The sequence below is a fragment of the Anaerosporobacter mobilis DSM 15930 genome (assembly GCF_900142955.1).
Taxonomy (GTDB): domain Bacteria; phylum Bacillota; class Clostridia; order Lachnospirales; family Lachnospiraceae; genus Anaerosporobacter; species Anaerosporobacter mobilis.
Genome location: NZ_FRCP01000023.1, coordinates 41579 through 62655, shown reverse-complemented (window position 1 = coordinate 62655; position 21077 = coordinate 41579). Strand labels below are relative to the sequence as shown.

The following is a 21077-nucleotide window of genomic DNA, read 5'->3' as shown; positions in this document are numbered from 1 at the left end:
AGATCAATAAAGATTAAAGGAGTAAATCAAGTGATAAACAAAATAATCAATGCTATATCTCAAGCAATCTATCAGGAGTTTGGTGAAAACTACGGCATATATTCAGAGAGCGTGGCTGAGGAAGTAAGGAAACCTTATTTTTATATCTATAATACTACTCATAGCCTTGAAGCTAAACTAGGCAATAGATATATCAATAAGAACACATTCATGATTCAGTACTATCCTTCATTAACGAATGCGAAGGAAGAGATCGGGAATGTTATTGGCCAGCTGGAAGAAGTACTTGAGTTTATTATGATTGATAATAATCTTGTGCATGGCTCTAGTATGAAGAGTAATACCGTTGATGATGTACTAAATTTTCAGATTGAGTACAATGTTCACATGCTTAAGAAAGTAGAAGAAAGTGAACAAATGAAAAACTTTAGTTTAAAGGAGTGATTTGATTTGGCTACAAAGAAGGCAGAAACAATAGTAAATCCTAGTTTTAGCAAAACTCAGTTAGTAAAGAGTAATCGATTTAAGACAGAATCGGATTTACTAAACGCATTATTAAGAGATAACAAATTATACACAATTAGCGAAGTTGAGAAGAAAATTCTTGATTTTAAGAAAGGAAAGGTGAATTAAATGGGACTTGGTGGAGGATTATTCGTTACACAAAATAAGGTACTTCCTGGAACGTATATTAATTTTGTTAGCGCGGCTAGAGCAAGAGCAACTTTATCAGACAGAGGAATAGTTGCTATTCCAGTATCCTTAAATTGGGGAGAGGAAGCTACGGTTTTTACAGTTACAAATGAGGAGTTCAGAAAAGATTCATTAAAGATTTTTGGATATACATATGAATCTGAGGAAGTAAAAGGGATTAGGGAGCTATTTGCTAATGCAAAGAAAGTATATTTCTATCGTCTAAATAGTGGCGGGATCAAAGCCTCAAATACTTATGCAACAGCATTGTTTGGAGGAACAAGAGGTAATGATCTAAAGATTGCGATTGCACCTAATGTTGATGATTCCAGTAAGTTTGATGTATCTACTATGCTTGGTACGAAGGTACTTGATATTCAAACAGTCAGTGAAGGGGCAGGACTTAAAGCAAATGCATTTGTTACATTTAAGGCGGAGGCAACGCTTGAAAATACATCCGGTATTGCACTAACAGGAGGTACAAATGGTACTGTAGATGGAGAATCAGAGCAAAATGCGCTTAATGCGTTGGAATCTTATTCATTCAATGTACTTGGTTGCTTATCTGCGTCATCATCGGTTAAGTCTCTATATACCGAATATACCAAACGTCTACGTGATGAGATGGGAGTTAAATTCCAGCTTGTAGTTTATAACCAAGCAGCTGATTATGAAGGTGTAATCAATGTTAAGAATAAGGTATCGGATCAGGGGGCGGAGGAATCATCCTTAGTTTACTGGTTATCTGGAGCAGAGGCTGACTGTGCAATCAACAAATCATGCACCAATATGACCTATGATGGTGAATTTACAGTGATTACGGATTATAAACAATCGGAATTAGAAGCTGCTATTAGGGCAGGTGAACTTACCTTCCATAAGGTTGGTGATGAAGTTCGTGTGCTTGATGATATTAACTCGCTTGTTTCCGTAACAGATGAAAAAGGGGAAGATTTTAAGTCAAACCAAACCATCAGAGTATTAGATCAAGTCGGCAATGATATTGCGTTACTATTCAATAATAAATATCTTGGTAAGATTCAGAATAATAAATCTGGACGAGTTAGTTTTTGGTCCGATATCGTTGCTTATGATAAGGAACTAGAAAAACTTCAAGCAATAGAGAACTTTGATTCTGCTGAGGTGGTAGTAGAACTAGGAAATGATAAGAAATCAGTTGTAGCAGTTAATCCAATTCAACCAGTTAATTGCATGACTAAATTATATATGACTGTAATCGTACAGTAAGGAGGAGTAAGACATGGCTAATATTACAATGTTATCAAAGGATGCAATTGGTGCAGCCCTTGCAGAGTGTTTCGTTACAATAGACGATAAGAGATATAATTGCTTCAATTTTATTAACTTTGAATCAAACTTTAACAAGAATAAAACTAAGGTTCCTATCCTTGGAAAGACGGGTAAAGGAAATAAAGCCACTGGTTGGGAAGGCGACTTCAAAGCAACTATTCACTATAACACATCTATCTTTAGAAATATGATGAAGCGTTTCAAAGATACAGGTGAGGATATATACTTTGAAATCCAAGTAACTAATGAAGATCCTTCTAGTGCCGCTGGTAGACAAACGATTAATTTCTATGGATGTAATATTGACGGTGGAATCTTAGCTAAGTTTGATGCAGATGGTGAATATCTGGATGAAGAGATTTCAGGAACTTATGATGATTTTGAAATGCCAGAAGAGTTTGAATTGCTTGATGGTATGTTAACAAACTAGGAAACATTAACGTGAATAATTAGGATTTTTCACACGCAAAATTGTGCCTGCGGGCAGGAGTTCGCAGGCAATAAGAAAGGTATAGGTATTAATATATGAGTAACTTAAGCAGATTTTTAAAAACAAATAAAATAGTAAAAGAAAATGTTTTCTACCCTGTTACAAAATCTCTTGTAGATGAAAAGGGGCAACCAATGAAATGGGAGTTCAAGGCAATCACCACAGCACAAGACGAGATTATTCGAGATGATTGTACAAGCGATGTGCAAGTAACTGGTAAACCAGGGATGTTTCGACCTAAATTAGATACCAAAAAGTATATGGCAAAAATGGTATGTGCATGTTGTGTTGATCCATGTCTAGATAATGCAGAACTTCAGGATTCCTATGGTGCTAAAAAAGCAGAGGACTTATTGCGTGCTATGGTGGATAACCCAGGGGAATACCAAGATCTCTTATTATTTGTACAAAAGAATAATGGTTTTGACGTTACTATGGACGAAAAGGTAGAAGAGGCAAAAAACTAATTCGTGAGGGTGATAGTGAGTCAAATTACGCTCACTATTGCCTTCATAAATTCCATATACTACCTTCAGAATTTATTAATCTCGATGATAATGAAAAAGCATTTGTCATTGCGTCTATCAGAGTAAAGATTGAAGACGAAAAGAAAGAACAAGATAAAGCAAAGAGAAAATCGAAACATTAGAATCAAAAACAAAATATCAAAATTATGTTGTAAAGGATAGGAGGTGAGAAGATGGCAAGTATACAATCAGTAATGCTATTGGAAGAAAGTTACGCAGTATTCGAGGCAATAGACAATAAATTGGAAAGTGTTGCTACCTCTGTTAAAGAAGCGTTTAATATTGAGAAAATCATTGGCTTGTCTGATCAAATGGTTCAAACAAGTGCACGTCTTAATCTTATGAATGATGGTATGCAAACAAGCAAAGAATTGCAAGATATGATATTTAGGTCTGCACAAAGTTCTGGAACAGCATATCAAACCACAGCGGATAGAGTAGCGGGGCTAAGTAGTAATGTTAGAGATGTATTTAATTCTACAGCAGAGACGGTTGATTTCGCAGAATTAGTAAGTAAACAATTTGCTATTGCAGGGGCGTCAACAGAAGATACGAATAGCGCTTTTTCTAAATTAACTCAATCATTAAGTTCCGGTGTAATGCGTGGTGATGAACTTAATAGCATATTTGCTGAGGCGCCTAACATGATTCAGACAATTGCAGATTATCTAAGTGTACCTGTTGATACCTTAAACGATATGGCGGCAGGAGGACAACTTACTGCGGAGGTCGTGAAGAATGCGATGATATCTGCAACAGATGATATTAATAATAAATTCAATTCTATGCCAATGACTTGGGAGCAGGTAGGTAATACGATAAAGAATCAGGGTCTTATGGCAATCCAACCGATATTAGAGAAGTTTAGTGAGATTGCCAATAATCCAAGTTTTCAGGAATTTGCAGCGGGTATTGTGTATGCAATTTCTAACATCGCCAGTGTAATTGGGTGGCTACTGGGTTTAGCTATACCAGTGGCAAATGCAATATGTGATAATTGGTCAGATATTGAGCCTATTATTGTTGGGGTGGCTGGCGCGTTTGCAGCATTCAAATTATTAATATTAGGCTGTAAACTGGCGCAAGATATAGGTACGATTGCTATGTCGGCTTACTATGGAGCATGCGCATTAGGACAAATAGCTGTTGGTAATCTTACAGTGGCACAATCACTATTAAATGCAACAATGTTAAAAAATCCAATTATACTTATCGCAGCTATAATAATAGGAATCCTTTTAGTCGCATTATACCAATGGATAAAGAGCTGTGCGAGTTTAGAGGTGGCATGGCTTAAGGCAGAAAATACTGTATTAACAGCGTGGGACAACTTAATGATATGTGGCTCCGTGCTTGTGAATCATTTACTTACGGCCTTTGGATTGTTAAAGATAGGAATAGTAGCTATCTGGTATGGTATTATGAATTTTATAGAAATTACAATTGGTCAAATTGCAGTTATAATTCAAGAACTTCTTAATATGTTCATACCAGGTATTAATGAAATTATCAAAGTAATTAACAAATTACCCAATGTGTCTATAGATTTAATAAGTGAAGTTACCCTAGGTACTGATTTAGCAGCTGAAGCTGAGGCACGAAAACAAGCAAGGCAAACAGCATTGAATAAGATGATTACAGATGAGTACAATGACAATATAGCTCGTGAAACTGATATAGCTACTCAAAAGGCAGAAGCGGTAAGAGATGCAGCAGAGCGGAAAGTGAAAATAGAAGAAGCTACAAAACGAGCAAATGAAGTTAAGGAAAACGACACATCAAATGGTTTAGGTTTATCAGGAATACAACCTGGAATAGAAAGTACAGCAGAGAATACAGCAACAATTGCTAAATCAGTTAGCGATAGCACAGCAGAAATAAAGTACTTACGGGATGTAGCAGAACGAGAAGTAATCAACAGATTCACAACAGCAGAGATTAAAGTAAATATGGGTGGAATACACAACAAAGTAAATAAAAATACTGATCTAGATGGAGTGGTTAATCATTTGGAAAATCAACTATATGAGTCTTTGAATTCTACCGCAGAACAATACAACAGTTAGGGGGTGATACTATGTCATACGAATTTTATTTGGATAAGATGCTGTTACCTGTCACACCTTCTAAGGTTGACACAAAGATTAAGAATCAAAACAAAACAATAAATCTTATTAATGAAGGTGAGGTTAATTTAATTACAGCACCTGGTTTAACAGAGATAAGTTTTGATGCATTGCTGCCAATGCATGCGTACCCTTTTGCAAGGTATCTATTGGTTAATACAATCAGGGGAAATTCTAAAAAGGTACCAAGAATTTTAAAATATTTATATCCAAATTATTATCTGGATTATCTAGAAGAATTAAAGTTAAACTTACAACCCTTTTATTTTAAAATTATAAGAGATAAAGATAATAAGATATTTCCAACGGAAATGTTAGTTACCCTTGAGGAGTATGCGTTAACAGAGGATTCGAAAGATAATAATGATTTTACGGTTGCTATTAAACTTAAACAATATGTAGAGTATGGCACTAAGAAAATAGATCTAAAGACTACAAGGATGAAGACAGGAGGATTAAAAAAAGGATCGAATATAAAGTATTATACTGTTAAGAAAGGCGATACGCTTTGGGCAATTGCTAAAAAATATCTTGGAGATGGCTCTAAATGTTGGAATCTTGCCAAGCTTAATGGAATTAAAAATCCAAATCTAATTTATCAAGGACAGAAAATTAAGATTCAGGATGTAAAATCGTCAACAGCAAGTGCCGCTGGATATAGTACTAGTAGTAAAACAAGAAGATCTACAAGTAATAGATCCAATAATGGAAGTAACAAACCTAATAGTACAAGTAATAATAAAGTAAATTCAAAAAGTAAGGCAAATACTAATTTCGTTACTGAGGTAGATATTGTAAGCATATTTAATTATGATTTAGCAAAATCTAAAAACTCAATAACAGGAACAAAAGGATACAGTAGTACTAAGAACAACCAAATTACTGGCGGTGCCAATGGTAGTCAGAAAAACACAATAACTAGCAAATAGGAGGATAGTAGCATGTATGAATTAACTATTTATAACAACGACATATTGTATTATCCTTCCGTTATTGGCAATGTTACTTGGGAAACTGAAAGAAGTGGTTCACCAGGAACGTTGAAATTTGAGGTATATCAGGATGGTAACCTTGATTTTGAAGAAGGGAATGAAGTTCGATTCATAGATAATAGCGACAAGATTTTCTTTGGTTATGTATTTACTAAGAAACGTTCCTCAGATAATACAATATCGGTCACAGCATATGACCAGTTGCGTTATTTTAAGAATAAGGATACCTATTCGTATAGCAAAAAGAGTACGAGTGAGTTACTAAAGATGCTAGCAAAAGACTTTTACCTAAGAACAGGTGATATCGATGACACAGTTTATAAAATGTCAAGAGTAGAGGACAATACTACTTTATTCGATATGGTAATCAATTCTATGGATGAGACACTTAAGGCTAAGAAAAAGATTTATGTACTGTATGATGACTTTGGTAAGCTTAATTTAAAAAATATATCCAATATGGTTGTTCCAATTGAAATTGATCCATCAAGTGGAGAATCATTTGAATATAGCACTAGTATTGATTCGAATACATATAACAAAATAAAGCTTGTACATGAAGATGATACAACAAAGAAGAGAACCGTTTATGTTGATGAAGATATCGACTCTATTAATCAATATGGTGTACTGCTATATTACGAAACAATCCAAGATGAGACTCTAGTAAAGCAAAAAGCGAGCGCGTTATTAGAGTTATATAATAGTACTTCAAAAGATTTTAGTGTAAGTAATTGTTTTGGTGATAATAGAGTTCGTGCAGGGAGTAGAATCTGTGTAAGGCTTGTCATAGACAATGTGAAATTCAAAGGTTGGATGTTGGTTGACAAGGTTACTCATACGTATTCGAAGGATTCTCACTTTATGGATTTGAAATTGAGAGGAGTTGATTTTAATAGCTAATATGGCACAATTAATAAAAAAAGCAGCAATAGAAGCTGTAGAGGCAAGTAAACCTAGTGATTTAATATTTGGTAAAGTCATCAAGACTAATCCCCTTAGTGTAAATGTGGATCAGAAGCTCACTCTTAACGAGGAGTTTGTTTATGCAACTTATGCGTACAGCAAAATCATGCAAGATAATGACAATGTGGTTATGATACGGGCTAAGGGTGGGCAAAAGTATCTAATTATAGATAAGGTGGTGTAATCTATGTTACCTACAAATAATAACTTTATAGATACAGACGAAACAGTGTCGGAAGTACCAACTAAGACTTTCTTTATAGATTTTATTAACAATAAGATCGTTGGTACAGTTGATGGAATTGAAGCAGTAAAACAAGCTGTTTTTCTCATCTTAAATACGGAACGATATGAGAATATGGTTTACAATTGGGATTATGGATTTGAATCACAAGATCTTATCGGTATGCCTATTGGGTATGTATATCCGGAATTGAAGAGAAGAATCGAAGAAGCATTAACTCAAGATGACAGAATCGAAAGTGTTGAAGATTTTAATTTTGAGAAGAATGGCACTATTGTTACAGTTACCTTTACAGTTACAACTAATCAAGGAGCTTTTGAAACAGAAACGGAGGTGAATATCTAATGTATGAAGAAAAGACATATGAAGCAATTTACAATGAAATGATGACATCCGTAAAAACAAACTACCCAGGGTTAGATAGCCGTTCAGAAGGTGTGCTTGGTATTGCTATTTCGCCTTGTGCCATGGAACTTGCACAAGCATATGCAGAGATTGATACGATCCTTGATGAATCTTTTGCGGATACAGCAAGTAGAGAATTCTTAATAAGACGTGCAGCTGAAAGAGGTATTGAACCAACTCCTGCAACTTATGCTGTTGTTAAAGGTGTATTTAACATTGATGTCGAGATTGGAGAAAGATTTACTCTAGATGATTTCAATTACATTGTAACTGAGAAAATTAGTGCTGGGACGTACAAGCTTGAATGTGAAACCATTGGCAGCGAACCAAACTCCCATACAGGAAAGCTTATCCCTCTAGACTATATCGAAGGATTAGAAACTGCCAATATTACAGAAGTACTTATTCCAGGAGAAGATGAAGAAGAGACGGAATCACTGAGAGATAAATACTTCATTAGCTTAAGTAGTCAATCATTTGGAGGTAACATTGCTGATTACAAAGAAAAGGTTAATGAGTTATCTGGTGTAGGTGGTTGCAAGATTTATCCAACTTGGAATGGTGGCGGAACTATAAAGGTAGTAATTATTGATTCTGATTACAAGAAACCTACGGATGAATTAATTGAAGTAGTACAAAATCAGATTGATCCAGTTAAACAAAGTGGTGAAGGATATGGTATTGCTCCAATTGGACATGTTGTTACAGTAGCAGGAGTTGAAGACACTACAGTGAATATATCATCTACCATCACTTATCAAACGGGCTATGCCTTTGATGATGTTAGATCTTATATTGAAAAAGCTATTGACGATTACCTTTTAGAATTAGCAAAGGAATGGGATAAAGAGAATGCGTTGGTAGTACGTATTAGTCAGATTGAGTATCGACTTCTCAATGTAACTGGAATTGTTGATATATCAGGAACGACTATTAACGGTGAAGTTGTTAACCTTGTGCTCAAAGATAATAACATACCAACGAGGGGGACTGTAAGTGACTAAAGAAGTTGATTTGCTCTCATATCAAAGTAATATTATTCAACAGATAAGAGAGTTCAAGGTTTTATCAGAAGTGGAGAATCCTAAGCTAGAATGTGTATGGCAGGCGGTAGAAGACGCTATTAATGATCAATTTGCCACGACTCTAACAGATAACGGCTGTAAGCGTTGGGAAAGCATTATGGAGATTAATGCAAAGGATACAGACGATTTGGATTTCAGACGTTTTCGTATTCTTAGCAAATTGAATGAACAATTACCGTATACGTATCGAATGCTTGAATTGCAATTGCGAACTTTATGTGGTGAAAACGGATATTCAATGGTCCTTAGAAACAATGAGTACACTTTGATTGTGAAAATTGCTTTAACATCAAAGAATAAATATTCTGATGTTGAAACTACATTGAGAAAATACGTGCCGGCTAACATTGTACTTGATGTTTCATTAATGTATAACACACATGAAATATTATCACAGTTTACTCATGAGCAACTTGGTAAGTATACCTATTATGAATTAAGAGAGGAAGTGATTGCGAATGGCAACTGAAACAAAGAATTTAAAGTTAAGCAAACCAGATAAAACGGACTTTTATAATATTGATCTAGTGAATACTAATATGGATAAGATTGATAAAGCGATTGGCGAAAAGGCAGATAAAACCGAAATAACTATTACTAAAACTATACAAGCAGTATTATCTGGAACATCATGGGTAGGAAGCGCTGCTCCATACACTCAAACTATAACTGTAGATGGTATCTTAAGTACAGACAATCCAATAGTAGATGTTATTTTATCAGACTTATTAGGAACTGCTATACTAGAAGAGAAAGCATGGGGAAACATAAGCAAAATAGTAACTCATGATGGAAGTATTACTGCAATATGCAATAAAAAGAAACCTGTAACTGGAGTAAAAATTCAATTGAAGGTGGTGAAATAAATTGGGAGAAGCGTTTTTAGTAAGAAAAGGTGGCGGTGTAGATGCGTCTGATTCTACAGCCACAGCTGCAGATATAATATCTGGCAAGAAAGCATATATTAGTGATTCAGATGAGCCAACGGTTGGAACAATGCCATTAAATCAAAATGCAATCTCTGGCACCAATCATATACAATGTGATGACAACCCAGTTGTAGGTGCTTGGTCTAATGATGGAAAAGAGCGTCTATATATTAGACCAAACCCTGTAACAACTTCTAGACAGGCATATGGTCCAGATATCTTCTTTACCAAGGAGACATCAGCTCTAGCACAACCGTTAGGTGTTACAGCAGACAAGATAGCAAAAGGTAGTGTTATATGTGGAGTTACTGGTACTGCAAACACAGATGGTGGTATCTCAAACTTTCCAGTTACAATATCACTATCACAACCATCTCCTCAAGCTGTAGGTCATGTTTGGGTACAGACTAATAGAATATCTACACCTACTAGAATATATGTAAGAGAGGCTATTGGTGCAGACATGGTAAATGGCTCACTTATTTTTACTGCTGATGATATGACAAAATCAATGTACAATGTTATAGGAAAATCTAGTGGTATTCCTGCTGATTTATACTACGAATCAGGTACTGTACACGATTGGTTAGTTGGTGGTCTGCCAGGATACTACTACTATTACTTACAGTATCCAAGAGTTTACACTAAAGTTAATGAAACAATCTATATTGAGAATGCTTATATTTGGAACGGTTCAATTTGGGTCTTAGTAAGTAATGCTGACAGATATTTCTTAGGTGTTGGATCAGGAAATACCTCACCATATCAAAGACTAGTTGGTGCTAACTGGATAGGGGGCTCTCTTACACCAAAAGAAATTGGTCTTGGAGGAACTGCATCTGGTTCAGGTAATGGTATCACATGCAATAGAACTGGAAAGTATATTTCACAGTACTTTTATAATACAAATACACTTGAAATCTACAAAAGAGAGGGAGACACGTTCACGATATTTCAAACTCTTAGTGCATCTGCATTTGCATCATACTTTAGTGGAAATACACCTAGACTAAGTTCTGCAGTATTTAGCTCAGATGGTATTTATATGGCAGTACTTATGGGTGATTATAGTATTTCAAATATAGTAGCGAATAGAGCCAAACTTTTTAAATTCAAACTAAACTCAGCAGGTACAGCTTTTGATTTGTTTTCGTATGCTGAGATAGACAGAAATGGGTCTCCAAACTATAACTGCGTGTCAGGTAGTGATGATTTATCTTCAATTTTATTAGTACTACAAAACTCTTCCTCGTATTTCATAGGCTACTCACTTATGGGTAACTTCACTGACACGCAGACTCTTACCTATCATACCAATGCATCCTATTTCTATAAGCCAGCTGTTTCTGGAAATGGGTTGTACGGAACACTTATAACTTCAACTGAGGGTGGCTACGCATTCTATTTTGACGTTCCTAATAGGAAAACATATACTGCAAGTACAGGACTATACGCTAATGTTAACTCGATATCTAACTTTATGAGCCTTACCAATAATGGTGAGTTTATAAGCACGAGAGCTCACAATTATGGTGAAAATGTACTTAGAATAGTTCATTATATAATTACCTTAAGTGGTACTACTTTAAGTGTTAATTATCTTCAAGATAAGACATTTTACACGGCTGAATCTGGTATTACTGATATATATGCTAAGGCATCAGCCATAAGTTACTATGGTGACCAGAACAACTGCTATATTACTGTAACCTGTGGTAGTGGCAACTCCTCATATGGCTCACGAATAAGGCTATATAAAGGTGTATTTTCAGGAGGAGCTTTAACTGGTTTATCTCTGTTGAGTGAGACAAACTTAGCTTACCAAACAAACTACTATGTTGGATTATTGATAGGAGGTCAATAAAATGTGGTATTTATATAATGAAAACTATGTAATCACTTCAAAATCAGAAACAGAGCCTGAAGAAAGTAATAAGGTATACTATGATGAAGAGTTAGACTTAGATATGTACAAAGTAACTGTAGGCAGCATACAAGATGTTGATGGTAGACCAACTATTACTTACATTGCTAAAAAGCTTAAGAGTAACTATGAATTAGCTCAACAGATTAAAGAACAAAATTCTTTGTTAGTTTCACAACAAGAGCAATTAGCTAGTATACAAGATGCAATTGATTTTATACTGATGGCTTAGTGATTGTAGATAGTATTTTGAAAGGAGGGGAGAAATTGGCAGGTTACTTAGCTATGAGAATTAAAGGTGGATTTTTAAACTATAATGCAGTTATAGCAAAATATCCACAGTTCGAAGAGGATATCAATCTAATTCTTGGAAGTGACAGATATATTGTTAGCCAAGATTAATAATACCAAAAGAGCCGAATGGCTCTTTTTTGTTGCAATATCGCAACAAGGAAAGAGAGGATAGTATGGAAAAATTAAAGGAATTAATTTGTGGATTAATAGGTATAACAGGTGGAACTATTGCAAGAATGTTAGGAGGTTGGAGCGCAGATCTTCAAACCCTTATTACATTCATGGTAATTGATTTTACTATGGGACTAGTTGTAGCTTTTGTATTTAAGAAATCAACTAAGACAGAAACAGGTGCTGGAGAAAGTAATGCTTGTTTTAAGGGACTCTGCAAGAAAGCTGTTATGTTGCTAATAGTACTTATTGCGTATAGACTTGATATAACGCTACAAGTCAACTACATACGAACAACAGTTATTATTGCACTCATTGTGAATGAGCTAATAAGTATTATTGAAAATGCTGGACTAATGGGAGTTAAGTTTCCGAAAGTTATTACAAATGCAATTGATATATTGCAAAAGAAATCAGAAGAAAGTGAGAGTGGGAAGAATGAATAATACAGATCAATGTAGAGCTATAGAGGAGCTTAATCCACTGTGCCAGATATTGCTTAATAAGGCACTTAGAGATATAAAAGCAAGCGGCATTAATCCTCTTATAGTAGAAACGTATCGAAGTCAAGTAAGGCAAAATTACTTGTACAGTCTTGGACGTACTGTAAAAGGCACTAAGGTTACATGGACACAAGTTAGTATTCATACAAAGCGAAATGCAATCGATTTAGTACCGCAGCGAAAAATTGATGGTAAGATGACAGCTATCTGGAACGCGCAGGACAAAGAAACAAAGAAGATCATTGCAATCATGATAGGTTATGGATTTGAAGCAGGGGCAAACTGGTCAACAAGTCCTGACAGTCCACACTTTCAAATTAAAGGAGTAAGCGCAACTTCTAAATCATTTGGTTCAACAAATACAAACGTTTACATCACTAAGATGATTCAGAATGCCTTAAATGATAAAATTAAAGTAGGATTGATAGATGATGGTAAGTGGGGAAGTAATACAACTAAGGCTGTTAATATATTCCGTAGTCAATTTAAGTGGAAAGAAGACGGAAAGGTTGGAGTAGAAACATTGAAGAAGTTATTAGGTTAGTTAGAACACAAAAAGGCGCAAGCTGTTAAGCAAGCGCCTTCGTTCAACTCTAATTGCTATAATCTTAAAATTTTTAACACCATCTCAGCAGCGATTTGTAATTCAATCAAAATCGTTTGATTAATTTATGAGACACCAGGGGATAGGCAGTTGAGCTTGTTTATGTAGAGTAAGGTTTTAATACAAAAGGCCCACCTAACAAGATGGGCCGTGAAAAATATTATTGTGAGCAGTATTTAGAAATTAAATCTAATAAATCGCTTAAGTTACATGAATTGAAAAAATTAAACATAATTTTATCCTCCTTTGAATGACTACTGTTTCTTAGGAACAAATTAATTGTAACACTTATGTAACAAAATTGTAATATTTAATTAATGGAATACAAAGTAATAAGTGGAAAGCAAATAGTGTATGGCTTGTGATTGAAATATATTAGCATTACAACAGCACAAGATGAAACAAGTAGAGATCATTACAATCTTACGGCAAAAAAACAAGAGCCATGATGGCTCTTATAAAAAGGGGAGGTTTATGAAAAATTTATCTATATAAAAAGGTTATTAGCTTCCTTTGATAAATTAATAATAACATTCATTTGTGTAGTAAGTATGGAACATTAATGAAGAATATGTGAACATTCTGGAAACATTCTGAGCCGTAAGGCTCTTTTTTATTATCAGTGTAGAAAGGTATACCCACCTCATTGTTAGCAATCACAATTCGAAGAGCCAGGATCATCAGACTTTTCCGAGTGGATACAACATTCCTTTTGAAAACTTTCATTTGCAAGGATAGTAGCAATTGTATCACCTAATTGAGTTAAGGCAGCAGCTAGTAATTCAAGTTCTTCCTCTGATAAACAATTTGATAATGTACAAGCGATACCGGTTATGGTAGCAACTAAACTACAAGAATTCATAGTATATCCTCCAAGTATCATAAATCATTACTAGATATATATGCTTTTATAGCAAGTATTAATTCAAAAAAGATAGCATTTTATATTGAAGTGAATAGTTAATATATATTTAACAATACTAATATCGAAACTAGTTTGATTCATTTAGAATATGAAAGATGATTGTGAGGTAGCATATGGACAAGAAACAAACATTAAAAGCGGAAGCTAAGAAAGACAACGAGAAGTTTAATAGTATTACCAACAAAGTTAAAGTAGAGAATCAAAATCAGACACATAATGTACGTGAAGAAGGCATAGGTAGGATAGGAAAGACGAGATAATTGTGTACTTTTTGAAAAAGTGTAACATATAATAACTTTAATCTTGTTAATTTCGTATATGTTGTCTAAGAAAGGATAGAAAATATTGTCATATTACAGTTTGACTATTAAAAAGAAATATGATATAACTATACCATTCACTAAATGAAACTTATAAGAAATGTATTTGCAATAGATCTAGCCGCCACTTTCTATTGTAATAGTTAAAGGAGTCGTGTGTATGGAATCTGTAGAAATCAAATTACAGGCACCAGAAGATGTAAAGGAACTAGTAGCAGCAGCTGAGAAATGTGATTTTGATATTGATGTAATTTACCAAAGAATTATTGTTGATGCAAAATCCTTTCTAGGGGTATTAAGTATGGGATTACAGAAATCTTTAATAGTATCTTGCCACGGATATGATAAAGAATTTTCCAATACATTAAGAAAATACTCTGTTATGTAATTACAAGGTTAATGGTGTATGTTTACAGAGAATAAGAGTCATCGCTTGCGATGGCTCTTATTTAGTTTAGATAATGTTAAGCTTTTCTTCGCTTACAGAAAACATGTGCTTACAGAAAACATGTTTTTAAATCAGGAATTTATAATATATGAATTAAATCGTCTGGTTCAAGTGGTTTGCTATATAGATACCCCTGAATAAGATCACAGTTCTTTTCTTTTAATAAGTTTAATTGATTACTATCTTCAACGCCTTCGGCAACAACTTTTACCTCAAGATTATGAGCAAGAGAGATAATAGCTTCAGCCACGTAGTTATCTTTCTTATTCAAGTTAATCTTATCAATGAATGCCTTATCAATCTTAAGCGTATTAATGGGCATCTGAGTAAGATAATTAAGAGATGAGTAGCCAGTACCAAAATCATCGAGAGAGATGCGGATACCTATACTCTGTAGTTCTTCTAGTATGGAGACTGCATCACGGATTGAGGAGGCTATTGCACTCTCTGTAATCTCAAGTTCTAAGTATTGTGGAGATAAGCCCGTTTCTTTTAGAATATCAACAACAAGAGTTACGAATCCCTTCTGATTCAGTTGTATCGTTGATATATTAACTGCGACTGTGCAGAATGGAAATCCATTATTTTGCAGGTGCTTATTAAACCTACAAGCTTCTTTTAAAGCCCAGGAACCTAGATCATTAATCATACCACTTTCTTCTGCAATTGGAATAAACTCGGTAGGAGATAAGTTTCCAAGAGTCGGATTCTTTATTCTCATCAGAGCTTCAAAACCAATAATTCTCTCCAGAGCGAGATCGTATTGGGGTTGGTACACCAGATAGATTTCATTGTTTTCAATGGCATGTCTTAAAATCTCTATTATTTCTGAATGTCTACTGATTTCTTGCTGCATACTTTCATCGAATAAGGTAAGTCGATTCTTACCCGTGTCCTTTGAGCGATACATGGCTATGTCAGCATTCTTGATTAACGTATTGTATTGAACGCCGTTTAACGGATACAAAGAAACACCAATACTCATAGATATATAGATGAAAGTACCATTAATATTAATTGGTTCTTTGAACTTCTCTAAGATATCTTTAGCAAGTTCAAGCGCCTCATCTTGTGACGAGATATTTGCTTTAAAGAATAAGAATTCATCACCACCTGCCCTTGCTAACAAATCGTTATGTTTTAAAAAATAGTTTAGGCGTTTTGCTGTTTGTATTAGTAGTTCATCACCATAATCATGACCTAAGGTATCATTAACTGTTTTAAAATTATCTAGATCAACAAAATATATGGAATGTGCTTGTGTACAACCCGGCTCACGATTTAATGTAATATTCAAGTAATCGTAAAATGCAGCCTTATTAGGTAACTTGGTGAGGGCATCATGGTAAGCAAGGAATTCAATATGTTCATAGTTAGAGCGTAGTTGTTCTTCTTTTACCAAAAGCTTTTTATGAACGAAGGATAACTCATCATAATTGGATTTAATAATATGCAGCATTTTGTTAAAACTACGGGAGAGTTCACCGAATTCATCTTTTGTCTTTACATTACATAGTACAGTCAAGTTACCATCAGCCGCCTGTCGCATACAATCACGAAGATTAAGAAGCGGATTGGTAAAGCTTTTGGCAATCTTCCTACTTGATATTAAGATAATAAGAAGTAGAAGAATAACGCTAACAAAAACAATTGTGATAGCATAGGAATAGAACGTATATATTAAAGTACTATCTTGTGAGATAACAAAGTACCAATCTAAATTATCAATTAGGTGGTAAGCATAGATACTACCAGAATACATAGCTCCTACAGTAACATATCCAGACACAGGGTCCTCTTGTATCGAAGTTTTGAAGTTCGATGTAAACATTGAATTTTCTTTTTGTGAATGTTCTAGTTTATCATGTGAAAATAGATAATTACCACTAGCATTTGCTAGAGATGCAAAATTGGACTGTCCTAATTCGAGGCTATTAATATATTCGTCAAAGAATTTAACATCTATGGTCAGTATGATATATCCAATAATTTGATTGCTTTGATTTTGAAAAATAGGTGAACCAATGTCGATATAAGAATTATCTACATCTAAGCTAGGATAATAATCGGCTGGAACGGAGGTACTAGTGACCTCTTTCGTTTTACCAATCTGTTGAATAATCGGATGATTGTAATTATTGTTTAATATTTCTTCGTTAGTAGAATTAACAATATCACCGTAGTTATCATATATAGCTAGCATTTTGTAGCAGGGATTTAGGCTCAGTTTTTGTTTCAAAGCCTTTTGTGAATTGCGATACAGAATGGAATAATCGGTTTTGTTAGGATTCCTTGTGATAGAACAGAAGTTAACAATATCATTTTGTTTTGCTAAAAAAGAGAGCTCCGTTTCTTGCGTATGAAGAAGACTGGTAATAATATCTGATCCGGATCTAGCATTGGCTTGTAAGTTGGCAAGACGATCGGATTGATCCTTTTTACCATAAAAAAACAAGGTAATCGTTGTAATGATTACAAAGGGGATAATTGAAAAAATAATTAATATAGTGTTTAGCTTTGATTTCATCACAATGCCACTCCTTAAGTAAACCAAATTAGTATTTAGAAATAGAATAGATATAATTCATAACCAAAATATATATAGGGATATTCTAACAAGAAAAAAATGGAAAATCAAGAAAATATAAGTCAAATAAAGAAAAAGATTATAGGTATTTGTACCTATAATCTTTGCGTGTACTATATAAGATTTGAAATTAATTTTTATTAATTGAAATAGTATAAGAAGCATGGAAGGTTTCACCTGGTGCACAATGATTACCCCAAGCACGGTTCTCTAAGGTATCTGCATAATGCTCACTATCACAGCGTCCATACCAAGGCTCGATACAGATAAAAGGAGCATCCTTTTTAGCAGGAGACCATATACCGAATAAAGGAGCATTGAAGTCTACTGTTACATAAGGTTTCTTATCTGGTGTTAGGAATGCAACAGAATGGGACTGATTATCCTCAATAACTAAAGCGTCTTCATCGAATAGATGTGAATGAACGGCTAAAAGTGAGTCATCTAGTGGAAGCGTATACGTTTCATCTATAGCGAGACCATCTTCGCTAATTTTACGAATGGTTAATGGGTTGCTTGTATCAAATTGTATGTAATAATCACTTTGTTTTTCGCCTGATGTGAGAGGGCAATTGAAGGCTGGATGACCACCGATTGAGAAATGCATCTCTTTGGTGTCTGTATTAGTGACATCCCAAATAACCTCGATCGTATTGTCCTTTAGTTGATAGGTGATATCAAGAATGAAGGTAAACGGATACTGCTTCATTGTCTCAGGTGTCGATGTTAGTCGATGTTTTATTGAAATTTCACTTACCTCGATACATTCGAATTCCATATCTCTTGCAAATCCGTGTTGTGACATAGAATATTCGTGTCCATTGTATTGATAGCACTTCCCCTTAAGGCCTCCTACAATTGGAAATAAAATCGGTGAATGACGTCCCCAGTAGGTTTGATCAGCATTCCATAGATAGGATTGCCCAGTTTGTGCGGAAACGATGGATGATAGTTCAGCGCCAAGGTCATTAACGGTGATTGATAAGAACTCATTTTTTAGTGTGTGTTGTCCCATATGTATCCTCCTTCTTATATGAACGATAAGATAATATTCGATTACCTTATTAATATGAAAAAGAGTCAGAATATTCTGACTCTTTCGACCTGTTTTTTAAGTAAACTTCAGTATCTAGCTTATCATATCTCTTAATAAAAGTCTAGTATTATTTATAAAATACGTGTATGATAGGATTCACCCAGTAAATTAGCCACCCTTATCTCCATTTTGAATCGAAAGGAGTGGGATTAGAATGAACAAAGAGATGCAAGAAACAAAAAGTAAGAGTTTAGAAGAGATGGAGGTGGGAAACGAGGAAGAATGGAAGAAGGAAGAAGCACATCTATCAAGTTGTGAAGAAGTTATCCAATCGAATATTGATGCGTTAACCGTTCAGGTTCAGCAGATGCAAGTGCAGACGAAGGAGATGTATGATAATTATCGATCAGATAATCCGGAGCTTCACAATGAACTGGTTGTGGGAATGGATTTGCAATCGCAAGCCGAAAAGAGTTTACGAAAGAACTTATTAGCGAAAGATAAGCCGTATTTTGGAAGAATTGATTACATGGAGCATGGAGAAGAGAAAGAGTTTTCCTTATATATAGGTAAGAATGGAGTAATGAAAAGTCCATCTGAGCTTCTAATTGTTGACTGGAGAGCTCCCATTGCCAGTGTATATTATGATAGTGATATAGGAGAAAGTTCCTATCCATCACCATTAGGAGAGACAATCTTTGTAGACTTAGGGTTGAAGAGAACCTTTGAGATTAGAAAGGGAGTCTTAAAGGATTTCTATGACGCCAATGTCATAGCCAATGATGAATTCCTCACCAAATATCTAGGTAAGAATAAAGAAGCTGTCTTAGGAGAAATTATCGCGACAATACAAAAGGAACAAAATGATATTATACGCGATACGCCGTGGCATAATATAGTTGTTCAAGGGGTTGCTGGTAGTGGAAAGACTACCGTAGCAATGCATAGAATCTCATATATATTATATAACTTCAAGGAAAAATTCCATTCAGATGAATTCTATATAATAGGAAGTAATAAGATGTTACTGAATTATATTACAGGAGTGTTACCAAACCTTGATGTCCATAATATTAATCAGTTAACGATGCAAGAGTTTTTCTCTGGACTTATAGAAAAAGAAATGTCTATGAAGAAGGGCTACAAGATGACAGATGCCTTCCAGAAATCACGTAGTAACAGTAACAATGAAGTAGAAGCAGGTTACAAACGAGTTAAAGGATCCTTGCAGTTGCTAAAGGCACTGGAAATGTATCTAGAACAGTATATACGCGAACATATACCAATGAAAGAAATTGTGTATAAAGGAAAAACCTTGTATACCGCTGAGGAGATTAAACAATCCTTACAGACTTTTAAGCAATACTCTTATCAAGAAAAGATTGATATGATGAACAAGCGATTACTGACGAAAATTCGTAATATGAATGAGATGCTTGGAGAAGAGAAGGAAGTAATAAAACGCGAATGTAAACTATATAAGGATTACTTTGGCAAGAAGAATGAGAAGATTGATCTCTATAGAGTATATAAGGATTTCTTAGAAGATTTATATGTTAATTACGATAAGTATGAGGCAGCAGGTATCAAACTTCCTAACAATACTGAGATTTTACAACGTTTGAAGGATACCTTTGATGAGAAAGAGATTGATTTATATGACCTAGGCCTAATAGCCATAATCAAGAAGGCATTGAGAGACACCGTAGATTTTCAATATGTGAAACATATCGTAGTGGATGAGGCGCAGGACTTTGGTGTAATCGCTTATGGAATTCTAAAACGTCTCTTTCCAGATTGTACATTTACTATTATGGGGGATGTTTCACAGAATATTCATTATGATACGGGTATGAATGATTGGAAAGAGTTACGAGAGCAAGTGTTTAATCCTGATAAGGATCCATTCTATACATTAGCTAAGAGTTATCGAAATACGGTTGAAATCTCCAACTATGCCAGTCAAGTATTAGCAAAATGTTCGTTTGAGACTTATGCAATTGATCCTGTCATTCGTCATGGACAACCAGTTATAGTTGAGAAATATCAGGATTTTGAGGAAAATATAGAAGCAACTGTTTCTTATATTAACAAGATTAAAGCAGGTGATTATGATACCATAGCCGTAATCTGTAGAACAGTTGAAGAAACAAAAACAGTATATGAGGCATTGAAGGATAAAACAGAAGTGGAACCTTGGAAAGAGGATATGGAAGAGCTTAAATTCACCAATGGCGTCATGGTGTTACCAATTCATATGACTAAGGGATTGGAGTTCGACACGGTAATTCTATGGAATCCAGATACAAAGAATTACGACTATACAGACGCTGAAGCCAAGCTATTATATGTTGCGATAACTCGTGCATTACATGAGTTGTATGTATTGTGTTACGGGGAGCTATCAAAACTACTAGTTTAAAATGATGTTTTTGTCACAATAATAATGTTTCATAGTAAATTCTTCTATATGCATAAAATTGTAGAAATTTATACA

General features: G+C 34.6%; 24 protein-coding genes. 21 read left to right on the top strand and 3 right to left on the bottom strand.

Annotation, left to right across the window (positions count from 1 at the left end):
- Nucleotides 1-30: 30 nt before the first annotated feature.
- The 18 genes from BUB90_RS20015 (at nucleotide 31) to BUB90_RS19930 (ending at nucleotide 13204) form a co-directional block, all read left to right on the top strand.
- Nucleotides 31-444, top strand: a complete 414-nt coding sequence (locus BUB90_RS20015) for a phage tail terminator family protein (protein ID WP_073290758.1) — start codon at nucleotides 31-33, stop codon at nucleotides 442-444.
- A gap of 6 nt (nucleotides 445-450) precedes the next feature.
- Nucleotides 451-633 carry a hypothetical protein gene (locus BUB90_RS20010; protein ID WP_073290756.1) on the top strand — a complete coding sequence of 61 codons (183 nt, stop codon included), beginning with the start codon at nucleotides 451-453 and terminating at the stop codon, nucleotides 631-633.
- Nucleotides 634-1941 (top strand): phage tail sheath family protein, encoded by a 1308-nt coding sequence (locus BUB90_RS20005; RefSeq protein WP_073290754.1) that lies wholly within the window; start codon nucleotides 634-636, stop codon nucleotides 1939-1941. It begins immediately after the preceding gene.
- Between the two features lie 13 nt (nucleotides 1942-1954).
- Complete coding sequence (locus BUB90_RS20000) at nucleotides 1955-2434, top strand: phage tail tube protein (RefSeq protein ID WP_073290753.1); 480 nt, start codon at nucleotides 1955-1957, stop codon at nucleotides 2432-2434.
- Nucleotides 2435-2529: 95 nt separating this feature from the next.
- Nucleotides 2530-2961, top strand: coding sequence for a phage tail assembly chaperone (locus BUB90_RS19995; RefSeq protein ID WP_073290752.1), 432 nt, complete (start codon nucleotides 2530-2532; stop codon nucleotides 2959-2961).
- Nucleotides 2962-3194: 233 nt separating this feature from the next.
- On the top strand, nucleotides 3195-5087 hold the full coding sequence (locus BUB90_RS19985) for a tape measure protein (RefSeq protein ID WP_073290751.1): 1893 nt from the start codon (nucleotides 3195-3197) through the stop codon (nucleotides 5085-5087).
- A gap of 11 nt (nucleotides 5088-5098) precedes the next feature.
- Nucleotides 5099-6076 (top strand): LysM peptidoglycan-binding domain-containing protein, encoded by a 978-nt coding sequence (locus BUB90_RS19980; protein WP_073290750.1) that lies wholly within the window; start codon nucleotides 5099-5101, stop codon nucleotides 6074-6076.
- Between the two features lie 12 nt (nucleotides 6077-6088).
- A complete protein-coding gene (locus tag BUB90_RS19975; RefSeq protein ID WP_073290749.1) occupies nucleotides 6089-7042 on the top strand; it encodes an XkdQ/YqbQ family protein in 954 nt (317 codons plus the stop codon).
- A 1-nt stretch (nucleotide 7043) separates the two neighbouring features.
- The gene (locus BUB90_RS19970; RefSeq protein WP_084139394.1) at nucleotides 7044-7289 is read left to right on the top strand and encodes a DUF2577 domain-containing protein; all 246 of its coding nucleotides are present in this window, start codon (nucleotides 7044-7046) and stop codon (nucleotides 7287-7289) included.
- Between the two features lie 3 nt (nucleotides 7290-7292).
- Nucleotides 7293-7694, top strand: coding sequence for a DUF2634 domain-containing protein (locus BUB90_RS19965; protein WP_073290747.1), 402 nt, complete (start codon nucleotides 7293-7295; stop codon nucleotides 7692-7694).
- The gene (locus BUB90_RS19960; RefSeq protein ID WP_073290746.1) at nucleotides 7694-8758 is read left to right on the top strand and encodes a baseplate J/gp47 family protein; all 1065 of its coding nucleotides are present in this window, start codon (nucleotides 7694-7696) and stop codon (nucleotides 8756-8758) included. Before BUB90_RS19965 ends, BUB90_RS19960 begins: the two co-directional genes overlap by 1 nt.
- Nucleotides 8751-9308, top strand: coding sequence for a putative phage tail protein (locus BUB90_RS19955; RefSeq protein ID WP_073290745.1), 558 nt, complete (start codon nucleotides 8751-8753; stop codon nucleotides 9306-9308). The genes BUB90_RS19960 and BUB90_RS19955 overlap by 8 nt, the downstream gene beginning before the upstream one ends.
- A complete protein-coding gene (locus BUB90_RS19950; protein ID WP_073290744.1) occupies nucleotides 9298-9705 on the top strand; it encodes a hypothetical protein in 408 nt (135 codons plus the stop codon). The genes BUB90_RS19955 and BUB90_RS19950 overlap by 11 nt, the downstream gene beginning before the upstream one ends.
- Before the next feature lies 1 nt (nucleotide 9706).
- Complete coding sequence (locus BUB90_RS19945; protein ID WP_073290743.1) at nucleotides 9707-11632, top strand: hypothetical protein; 1926 nt, start codon at nucleotides 9707-9709, stop codon at nucleotides 11630-11632.
- Between the two features lies 1 nt (nucleotide 11633).
- On the top strand, nucleotides 11634-11924 hold the full coding sequence (locus BUB90_RS19940; protein ID WP_073290742.1) for a hypothetical protein: 291 nt from the start codon (nucleotides 11634-11636) through the stop codon (nucleotides 11922-11924).
- Nucleotides 11925-11959: 35 nt separating this feature from the next.
- A complete protein-coding gene (locus BUB90_RS24155; protein WP_278277312.1) occupies nucleotides 11960-12094 on the top strand; it encodes a hypothetical protein in 135 nt (44 codons plus the stop codon).
- Between the two features lie 65 nt (nucleotides 12095-12159).
- Nucleotides 12160-12603, top strand: coding sequence for a phage holin family protein (locus tag BUB90_RS19935; protein WP_073290741.1), 444 nt, complete (start codon nucleotides 12160-12162; stop codon nucleotides 12601-12603).
- Nucleotides 12596-13204, top strand: a complete 609-nt coding sequence (locus tag BUB90_RS19930) for a M15 family metallopeptidase (RefSeq protein ID WP_073290740.1) — start codon at nucleotides 12596-12598, stop codon at nucleotides 13202-13204. Before BUB90_RS19935 ends, BUB90_RS19930 begins: the two co-directional genes overlap by 8 nt.
- A 709-nt stretch (nucleotides 13205-13913) precedes the next feature.
- Here the strand turns inward: BUB90_RS19930 and BUB90_RS19925 are convergent.
- A complete protein-coding gene (locus BUB90_RS19925; RefSeq protein WP_073290739.1) occupies nucleotides 13914-14126 on the bottom strand; it encodes a DUF6774 domain-containing protein in 213 nt (70 codons plus the stop codon).
- A gap of 176 nt (nucleotides 14127-14302) precedes the next feature.
- Here BUB90_RS19925 and BUB90_RS23660 point away from each other — a divergent pair, with 176 nt between their 5' ends.
- Complete coding sequence (locus BUB90_RS23660) at nucleotides 14303-14449, top strand: hypothetical protein (RefSeq protein WP_170865541.1); 147 nt, start codon at nucleotides 14303-14305, stop codon at nucleotides 14447-14449.
- A 220-nt stretch (nucleotides 14450-14669) separates the two neighbouring features.
- Nucleotides 14670-14897, top strand: coding sequence for an HPr family phosphocarrier protein (locus BUB90_RS19920; RefSeq protein WP_073290738.1), 228 nt, complete (start codon nucleotides 14670-14672; stop codon nucleotides 14895-14897).
- 139 nt (nucleotides 14898-15036) lie between these two features.
- On the opposite strand, the gene BUB90_RS19915 is transcribed toward BUB90_RS19920, so the two are convergent.
- Nucleotides 15037-17484 (bottom strand): bifunctional diguanylate cyclase/phosphodiesterase, encoded by a 2448-nt coding sequence (locus tag BUB90_RS19915; RefSeq protein ID WP_073290737.1) that lies wholly within the window; start codon nucleotides 17482-17484, stop codon nucleotides 15037-15039.
- A gap of 190 nt (nucleotides 17485-17674) precedes the next feature.
- Complete coding sequence (locus BUB90_RS19910; RefSeq protein ID WP_073290736.1) at nucleotides 17675-18559, bottom strand: aldose 1-epimerase family protein; 885 nt, start codon at nucleotides 18557-18559, stop codon at nucleotides 17675-17677.
- Between the two features lie 235 nt (nucleotides 18560-18794).
- Here BUB90_RS19910 and BUB90_RS19905 point away from each other — a divergent pair, with 235 nt between their 5' ends.
- A complete protein-coding gene (locus tag BUB90_RS19905) occupies nucleotides 18795-21002 on the top strand; it encodes a HelD family protein (protein ID WP_073290735.1) in 2208 nt (735 codons plus the stop codon).
- Nucleotides 21003-21077: the final 75 nt, after the last annotated feature.